This is a genomic window from uncultured Methylobacterium sp. (assembly GCF_964244095.1).
Classification (GTDB): domain Bacteria; phylum Pseudomonadota; class Alphaproteobacteria; order Rhizobiales; family Beijerinckiaceae; genus Methylobacterium.
The window spans coordinates 1-8,365 of sequence record NZ_CAXTHR010000167.1 but is presented as its reverse complement, the minus strand read 5'-3'; the positions used below and the strand labels follow the sequence as shown (position 1 = coordinate 8,365).

Sequence of the window (8,365 nt, the reverse complement as noted above, 5' to 3'; positions counted from 1 at the left end):
TGGCCGCCTTGCGCCGCTCGGCCACCGTGACCTCCTTCGACCCGCTGACCCTGCTGCCGGCGCTGGCCGTGCTCACCGAGCGCATCGGCCTGATCGCCACGGCCTCGACCACCTACAACGAGCCGTATCACGTCGCCCGCAAGTTCGCCTCGCTCGACCACATCTCGAAGGGCCGGGCCGGCTGGAACCTCGTCACCTCCGGCAATCCGGACGAGGCGCTGAACTTCGGCCGCGACGCGCATGTGGATCACGCCACCCGCTATGCCCGCGCCCGCAAGTTCTTCGACGTGGTCACGGGCCTGTGGGACTCGTTTGCCGACGATGCCTTCCTGATGGACCCGGAGAGCGGCTTGTTCTTCGACCCCGAGAAGATGCACGTCCTCGATCACCGGGGCGACTTCCTGAAGGTGAAGGGGCCGCTCAACGTCGCCCGGCCGGTGCAGGGCTGGCCGGTGATCGTGCAGGCCGGCGCCTCGGAGGCGGGGCGCCGGATCGCCGCCGAGACCGCCGAGGTGGTGTTCGGCTCAAGCTCCACCCTGGAGGCGGGGCGAAGCTTCTACGCCGACGTGAAGGGCCGCATGCCGGCGCTCGGCCGCGACCCGGACCACCTCAAGATCCTGCCCGGCGCCTTCGTGGTGCTGGGCGAGACCGAGGGCGAGGCGAGGGCCAAGAAGGCGCGCCTCGACGACCTCGTCCACCCCGACAGCGGGCTCGCCAACCTCTCCGTCCGCCTCGGCGTCGACGCCTCGGGCTTTGCCCTCGACGCGCCCCTGCCCGAGGTCCCCGAGAGCAACGCGAGCAGGAGTGGGCAGGCGCAGATCGTCGACTACGCCCGCAGGACCGGCGCGACGGTGCGGGAACTCGCCCGCAAGGTCGGCGGCTACGGCGGCCTTCAGATGGTCGGGACCGCCGCGCAGGTCGCCGACCGGATGCAGGAATGGCTGGAGACGCGCGCCTGCGACGGCTTCAACGTGATGTTCCCCTTCGTGCCGGAGGGCCTCGACGACGTGGTCGAGCGGCTGGTGCCGGAGTTGCGGCGGCGCGGCCTGTTCCGCAGCGACTACGAAGGCACGACCCTGCGCGACCATCTCGGCCTACCGCGCCCGGGCAACCGCTTCTTCGCCTGAGCCTTCGGCCTGGAGCCGCGTCCAATCCGGCTGGATCGGGCACGGCTCTCGCGCAACGCAGGGATGACGCGACGGGGTGCCGCCGGTCGTACCGCCGCTCCGACCGCCCGGAATGGTTTTTGCGCTCGCAGGCGACCGTCATCGAAAGAGCATTCTCGTTTTTCTCGAAAAAACGGAAGCCTGTTTTTCGGGAGCGCGACTAAACTATAGTCCTCGCTGAATTCAATAAAGTACGATCGCATGCATTACCGGCCTGACGACTGGCTATGACCGCATGTCGATGCGTATCTCCGCCGAGACGCGATGCGGCCTCGCTGTGGTCGATACGGCAAGCCAAAGACATCACCACCCAACGGCTGGACCTCCGCCCCGATCCGCCGGCCGATCCGGCCCGTCGAAGGTTCAGGCCCTTCGGACCGGGGGCGAGCGGGTCGGCCCGGTTCTCGACGCCCTCGACCGACACGGCCCGTGAGCGGTCGTTTCCCGCACCCTGCGCGAGCCGGCGCGGCGGATGCTTACCCGAAGGAGTTCGTTGCGCGATGATCATACGACGCCATGTTCCGGCCCTGCTCTTCGCGCTCGGAGCCAGCCTTGCAGCCTTCACCGGAGCGACCGCGGCCGAGACCGCCCCGAAGGAGTTCCGGATCGGCTACCAGAAGATCGGCCTCATCGTCGTGGCGCGCCAGCAGGGCACGATCGAGAAGCGCCTGGCGCCGCAGGGCACCAAGGTGCAGTGGGTCGAGTTCCAGGCCGGCCCGCCGCTCCTCGAAGCCCTCAACGCGGGCAGCATCGACTTCGGTTACACCGGCGACGCGCCGCCGATCTTCTCCCAGGCCGCGGGCGGCAACCTCGTCTATATCAGCGCCGCCGCGCCCTCGGGCGACGGCGAGGCGATCCTGGTCAAGGAGGACTCGCCGATCCGGTCGGTCGCCGACCTGAAGGGCCGCAAGGTCGCGGTCGGGCGCGGCACGAGTGCGCACAACCTCCTCGTCGCCGCCCTCGAGAAAGCCGGCCTGACGTTCGCGGACATCACGCCCGCCTACCTGACGCCGGCCGATGCCGGCTCGGCCTTCGCCAACGACAGCGTCGACGCCTGGGCGATCTGGGACCCCTATTTCGCCGTGGGGCAGGCGCGGAGCAAGACGCGGGTCCTCGCCACATCCGGCCAGACCCACGACGTGTCGGCCTATTTCCTGGCCAATCGGACCTTCGCCGACACGCATCCGGGCGTCGTCGCGAGCACACTGTCGGGCCTCTCCGAGTCGGCGGCCTGGGCGGGCGACCATCGCGAGGAGGTGGCGCAGGCGCTGGCCGCCGTGACCGGCATTCCCTACGCGATCCAGAAGGTCGCCGCCGACCGCACGCAGTTCGCGGTTCGTCCGCTCTCCGACGCGATCCTGTCGAGCCAGCAGGCGACGGCGGACCGCTTCCACCGCCTCGGGCTCATCCCCCGCGCCATCCAGGTCCGCGACGCGGTCTGGACGCCGCCGCGGACCTGATCGCGGCGGCTTGCGCCAGGGCCGGGAACCCGCGCCCGCCGACCGGGCGTGGGGCACCGACAGTCCCGAGACGGGCTGGGTACCGATCGGGCCTTGGCCGTACCGCCGCAGGATTCATGGAAGGTCGCGCGCGGCAGTCGCAATCCCTCTTTCAATCGAATACTCAAACTGAATCACCTAAATTCCGATCATGGTTTAGAATTTCATTATTTAATGCAGGCCCTTGCTTGTGAAGCAAACATTTGTCGCCCATACGAACGCCTCGGCCGGACGGATAGTCTATTCCGGCATTCGATGGAGGCGGTGGGATGGTGACGGTGCGTGTTGGCGGCGTTGTCGGGGCGATGCTCGGGCTGGTGCTCACGGTGGCAGCGGTGCGCGCCGAGCCCGCGCGAAGCGGCGGCACCTTGACGGCGATCGTGCAGCCGGAGCCCGTGGTCCTGACGGCGGCGATCAACTCGGCCGCCCCGACGGGCGTCGTCAGCGGCACGATCTTCGATGGTCTCGTCGACTACGACCAGGACCTGAAGCCGATCCCGGCACTCGCCACCGATTGGGCGGTCGCGCCAGACGGCCTGAGCCTCACCTTGCACCTTCGCCCGGGCGTCAGGTGGCACGACGGCCAGCCCTTCACCGCGGCGGACGTCAAATGGACGCTGGAGAACGTCTGGACCAAGATCCACCCGCGCAACCAGATCACCTTCGGCAAGGTGACGGGTGTCGAGACGCCCGATCCGCTCACCGTGATCCTGCGCCTCAGCCAGCCCTCGCCGGCGATCCTGTCGTCGCTCAACAGCAACGGCGCGCAGGTCCTGCCCAAGCACCTCTACGAGGGCACGGACGTGCTCTCGAACCCCTACAACAACAAGCCGGTCGGCACCGGCCCCTTCGTGTTCAAGGCGTGGAGCCGGGGCGACCACATCGTGCTGGAGCGCAACCCGAACTACTGGGACCCGGGCAAGCCCCATCTCGACAAGGTCGTCTTCCGCGTCCTGCCCGATGCCGCCGCCCGCGCCGCGGCGCTGGAGAAGGGCGAGGTGCAGTACGCACCCCTGAGCCCGGTGCCCCTGCGGGATGCCGCCCGCCTCGGCGCGCTCCCGAATCTCCGCATCGAGACCACCGGCTACGAATGGCTCTCGCCCTGGCTGTTTGCCGACTTCAACGTCGAACGCGGCTTCCTCAAGGACGTGCGCGTGCGCCGCGCCCTGGCCCTGGCCATCGACCGCGCGGCTCTGGCCAAGGTGGTCTGGTTCGGCTTCGGCCAGCCCGCGACGAGCCCGGTGCCCTCGACGCTCACCGACTTCCACGCCAAGGACGTGCCGGCCTATCCCTTCGACCCGAAGCGATCGGAGGCGCTCCTCGACGAGGCCGGATTGAAGCGTGGTGCGAACGGGACGCGCTTCAGCCTCGATATCGATTACATCCCCTACGGCGACGACTTCAAGCGGACGGCCGAGTTCCTCAAGGCGTCGCTGCGCCGCGTCGGCGTCGAGGCCAACATCCGCAGCCAGGACACGCCGAGCTACACGCGCCGCATCTACGGCGACCGCGACTTCGACATCGCCATCACGTGGTTCGCCGCCTTCTCCGATCCGCAGGTCGGCGTCACCCGGGCGTACTGGTCGGCCTCGATCGGCAAGAACATTCCCTGGACGAACGGCTCGGGCTACCGCAACCCGGAGGTCGACGGGCTGATCGCGGCGGTGCAGGGCGAGGCCGATGCGGGCAAGCGCCGCGACCTGTTCCGGCGCTTCCAGCAGATCGTGCTGGAGGACCTGCCGACCCTGCCGCTGCTCGAACTGAAGTTCTTCACCGTCGAGGCGGCCAACCTGCGCCACGGCGCCCGCGGCGATCAGGTCTACGGCAGCTTCCGCGACTTCCGCTTCGACGGGCCGCCGCCCGGCCAGTCGCGCGCCAGCGCGAACTGAGCCGGCATGGGTCGGTACGCACGGACCCTGGGTGCCCTCGGCCGGCGCCTCGTGCAGATGGCGTCGGTGGTGGTCGGCATCGCCGTCATCAACTTCTTCCTGCTGCATCTGGCGCCCGGCGACGCCGTCCAGGTGCTGGCCGGCGAGGCCGGTTCGGCCACGCCCGAGTCCATCGCGGCGCTGCGTGCGCAGTTCGGCCTCGACCAGCCCCTGGCGGTGCAGTTCGCCAAGTACCTCGCCAGCGTGCTCACCCTCGATCTCGGCTTCTCCTTCCGGCAGGGAATGCCCGTGGCGAGCCTGATCCTCGGTCGAATCGGGCCGACGCTGCTGCTGATGGGCACCAGCGTCGGCTTCGCCGTCCTCGTCGGCGGGGCGCTGGGCTTTGCCGCCGCGCGCCACGCCGGCCGGCCCCTCGACACCGCGATCTCGATCCTCGCGCTGCTGTTCTACGCCACCCCCGTGTTCTGGATCGGCGTGATGCTGATCGTCGTGTTCTCGGTCTGGCTCGACTGGCTGCCGGTGGGCGGCATGGCGCAGGTGGAGGCCGGCCTCATCGGGTTGGCCTATGCCGGCGATGTCGCCCGCCACCTCGTGCTCCCGGCCCTCACCCTCGGCCTGTACTACCTCGCGGTCTATGCCCGCCTGACCCGCGCCGCGATGCTGGAAGCCTACGGGCAGGACTACGTGCGCACGGCGGTGGCCAAGGGCGTGCGGCCGCGCCGGATCGCGCGCCGTCACGTCCTGCGCAACGCGCTCCTGCCCGTGGTGACGCAGCTCGGGCTACAGCTCGGCTCGATCCTCGGCGGCGCCGTGCTGGTGGAGACCGTCTTCGCCTGGCCGGGCCTCGGGCGGCTCGCCTTCGAGGCGCTGTTCCAGCGCGACCTCAACCTGCTGCTCGGCATCCTGCTCTGCAGCTCGGTGGTGGTCGTCCTCGCCAACCTCGCGGTCGACCTCCTCTATCGCGTGCTCGACCCGCGCACCGCGCGGTCCTGAGGCGATGGCGGCCCTCTTTCCCCTCGCCGCGTCCCGGCGGCATCCGGCCGGGCTCCTCGCCCGCCTCGTGCGGCGCCCCTCGGCCGTTCTCGGCCTCGTCCTCCTCGGCCTCGTCGCCGGAATGGGCCTTGCCGCGCCCGTCCTCTACCCGGGCGATCCCCTCGACATGGTGGGCACGCCGCTGCAATGGCCGGGCGCCGATCCGGCCTTCCCCCTCGGGACCGACATGCTGGGCCGCGATCTTTCCGCCGGCATCGCCTACGGCGCCCAGATCTCGCTCCTGATCGGCGTGGTCGCCACGCTGGTCGCCCTCGTCATCGGCGTCGGGATCGGCGCGGCCGCAGGGTACTACGGCGGCCGCACCGAGGCCGCCCTGATGCGGCTCACCGAGCTGTTCCAGACCATCCCGCCCTTCCTGTTCACACTCGCGATCGTGGCGGTGCTGCAGCCCTCCATCCCGACGATCGTCCTGGCGATCGGGCTCACGGGCTGGCCGGCTTTGGCCCGGCTGGTGCGCGCGGAGGTCCTGCGCCTGCGGGACGGAGACCTCGTCCAGTCCTCGATCGTGATCGGCGCCTCGGATCTGCGCATCGTCGGGCTGCACATCCTGCCGAACGTGTCGGCCCCGGTGATCGTCTCCGCCTCGATCCTGGTGGCGAACGCCATCCTGGCCGAGTCGAGCCTCGCCTTCCTCGGCCTCGGCGATCCGAACGTCGTCAGTTGGGGCGGCATGGTCGGGGCCGGGCGCGAGGTGATCCGCACCGACTGGTTCGTGGCGGCCGTGCCGGGGCTCGCCATCGTGACGGCCGTGCTCGGCCTCAACCTGCTCGGCGACGGGCTCAACGACGCCCTCGACCGGAAGCGGGAGGGGCGGTGAGCGCGCGCGGCCTTCCGCCGGTCCTGGAGGTCGAGGACCTCTCCGTCGCCTTCCGGGGCCGGGGCGGCGAACGCGCGGCGGTGCGCGGTGTCGGCTTCTCGGTGGCGCCCGGCGAGACCTTGGCTCTGGTCGGCGAGTCCGGCTGCGGCAAGTCGCTCACCGCCTTCGCCCTGCTCGGCCTGCTGCCCGCCAACGCCCGCGCCGGCGGCCGCGTCCGGCTGGAGGGCCGCGACATCCTCGGCCTGCAGGGCGAGGCGATGCGGCGCCTGCGCGGCGCGCGCATCGCCATGATCTTCCAGGAGCCGATGACGGCCCTGAACCCGGTCCTGACCATCGGCGCGCAGATCGTCGAGGCGATCCGCGAGCACGAGGCGGTGAGCCGCGCAGACGCCCGTGCCCGGGCGCTCGGCCTGCTCGCACGCGTCCGCATGCCCGATCCGGAGCGCCGCTTCGACGCGTATCCCCATCACCTGTCGGGCGGCCAGCGCCAGCGGGTGATGATCGCCATGGCGCTGGCCTGCACGCCGGCCGTCCTCGTCGCCGACGAGCCGACGACGGCCCTCGACGTCACGGTGCAGGCGCAGATCCTCGACCTGATCGACGATCTGCGCCGGGAGACCGGGATGGCGGTGGTGCTGATCACCCACGACCTCGGCCTCGTCGCCGAGCATGCCGACCGGGTGGCGGTGATGTATGCCGGCCGCGTGGTCGAGACGCGCCCTGCCGAGACCCTGATCGCGGTGCCGCTCCACCCCTACACCCGCGGCCTCATCGCGGCGCGCCCGCGCCTCGGGACGGGTCCGAGGCGACGCCTCGCCGAGATCCCCGGCCAGGTCCCGCCGCTCGGTGCGATGCCGCCCGGCTGCGCCTTCGCGCCCCGCTGCCCGTCCGCCGCCGCGCCCTGCCGCGAGACCCTGCCGCCGCTCGACGTCGCCGGGTCCGCCGCCGAGCGGGTCGCCTGCCTCCGCTGGAAGGAACTCCGTGCTCCAGAGCAATCCGCTGCACCGCTCGGCGCCTGAGACCGGCACGCCCCCGCTTCTCACCGTCGACGGCCTCGCGGTCCATTACCGCACCGGGCGCGGCACGGTGCGGGCGGTCGACGGCGTCTCGCTCGACATCCATCCCGGCGAGACCCTCGGCCTCGTCGGCGAATCGGGCTGCGGCAAGTCCACCCTCGGCCGCGCCATCCTGCGCCTCGTGGAGCCGGACCGGGGCTCGATCCGCCTCGGGGGGCGGGAGTTGGTCGGATTGTCCGCCCGCGCCATGCGCCGCGAGCGGGCACGCCTCCAGATGGTGTTCCAGGACAGCGGGGCGGCGCTGGACCCGCGCTGGACCGTCGGCCGGCTGATCGAGGAGCCGCTGCGCATCCACGGACGCGGCTCGACGGCCGAGCGCCGGGCGCGGGTGGCGCGGCTGCTGGCCGATGTCGGCCTGCCCGCCGACGCCGCCGGGCGCTATCCGCACGCCTTCTCGGGCGGCCAGCGCCAGCGCATCGGCATCGCCCGCGCGCTGGCGCTGGAGCCCGACCTCGTCGTCTGCGACGAGCCGGTCTCGGCGCTCGACGTCTCGGTGCAGGCGCAGATCCTCAACCTGCTGCGCGACCTTCAGGTGCAGCGCGGCGTCGCGCTCCTGTTCATCAGCCACGACCTGTCGGTGGTCGAGTACGTCTCCGACCGGGTCGCGGTGATGTATCTCGGCCGCATCGTCGAGATCGCGCCGCGCGCGGCGCTGTGGCGGGCGCCGGCCCATCCCTACACGCGCACGCTCTTCGCGGCCGTCCCCTCGCTCGAGCGCAGGCGGGAGCGGACCGCGCGGTGCGCCGCCCTGCGCGACGCATTGCCCAGTCCCTACACGCCGCCGGAAGGCTGCCACTTCCATCCGCGCTGCCCGCTCGCGGTCGCGCGCTGCCGCTCGGAGGTCCCGCGGTTGCGGACCGCGGCG

At 71.2% G+C, this 8,365-nt stretch carries 7 protein-coding genes; all 7 read left to right on the top strand.

Features of this window, described 5'->3' with window-relative positions; translation table 11 throughout:
- A partial coding sequence (locus ACFE86_RS19510) for an LLM class flavin-dependent oxidoreductase (protein ID WP_375456982.1) occupies positions 1-1,127 on the top strand: 1,127 nt, incomplete at its 5' end.
- Between the two features lie 539 nt (positions 1,128-1,666).
- A complete protein-coding gene (locus ACFE86_RS19505) occupies positions 1,667-2,626 on the top strand; it encodes a sulfonate ABC transporter substrate-binding protein (RefSeq protein WP_375456981.1) in 960 nt (319 codons plus the stop codon).
- A gap of 311 nt (positions 2,627-2,937) precedes the next feature.
- The gene (locus tag ACFE86_RS19500) at positions 2,938-4,554 is read left to right on the top strand and encodes an ABC transporter substrate-binding protein (protein ID WP_375456980.1); all 1,617 of its coding nucleotides are present in this window, start codon (positions 2,938-2,940) and stop codon (positions 4,552-4,554) included.
- A gap of 6 nt (positions 4,555-4,560) precedes the next feature.
- Positions 4,561-5,547 carry an ABC transporter permease gene (locus ACFE86_RS19495; RefSeq protein WP_375456979.1) on the top strand — a complete coding sequence of 329 codons (987 nt, stop codon included), beginning with the start codon at positions 4,561-4,563 and terminating at the stop codon, positions 5,545-5,547.
- Between the two features lie 4 nt (positions 5,548-5,551).
- The gene (locus tag ACFE86_RS19490) at positions 5,552-6,424 is read left to right on the top strand and encodes an ABC transporter permease (RefSeq protein ID WP_375456978.1); all 873 of its coding nucleotides are present in this window, start codon (positions 5,552-5,554) and stop codon (positions 6,422-6,424) included.
- A complete protein-coding gene (locus tag ACFE86_RS19485) occupies positions 6,421-7,443 on the top strand; it encodes an ABC transporter ATP-binding protein (RefSeq protein ID WP_375456977.1) in 1,023 nt (340 codons plus the stop codon). The genes ACFE86_RS19490 and ACFE86_RS19485 overlap by 4 nt, the downstream gene beginning before the upstream one ends.
- On the top strand, positions 7,406-8,365 hold a 960-nt coding region (locus tag ACFE86_RS19480; RefSeq protein ID WP_375456976.1), incomplete at its 3' end, for an ABC transporter ATP-binding protein. The genes ACFE86_RS19485 and ACFE86_RS19480, both read left to right, overlap by 38 nt.

What these genes read in the sequence shown, in the direction of transcription:
- ACFE86_RS19495 (WP_375456979.1), top strand. Translation starts at nt 4,561, where the DNA reads ATGGGTCGGTACGCACGGACCCTGGGTGCCCTCGGCCGGCGCCTCGTG.
- ACFE86_RS19505 (WP_375456981.1), top strand. Translation starts at nt 1,667, where the DNA reads ATGATCATACGACGCCATGTTCCGGCCCTGCTCTTCGCGCTCGGAGCC.
- ACFE86_RS19490 (WP_375456978.1), top strand. Translation starts at nt 5,552, where the DNA reads ATGGCGGCCCTCTTTCCCCTCGCCGCGTCCCGGCGGCATCCGGCCGGG.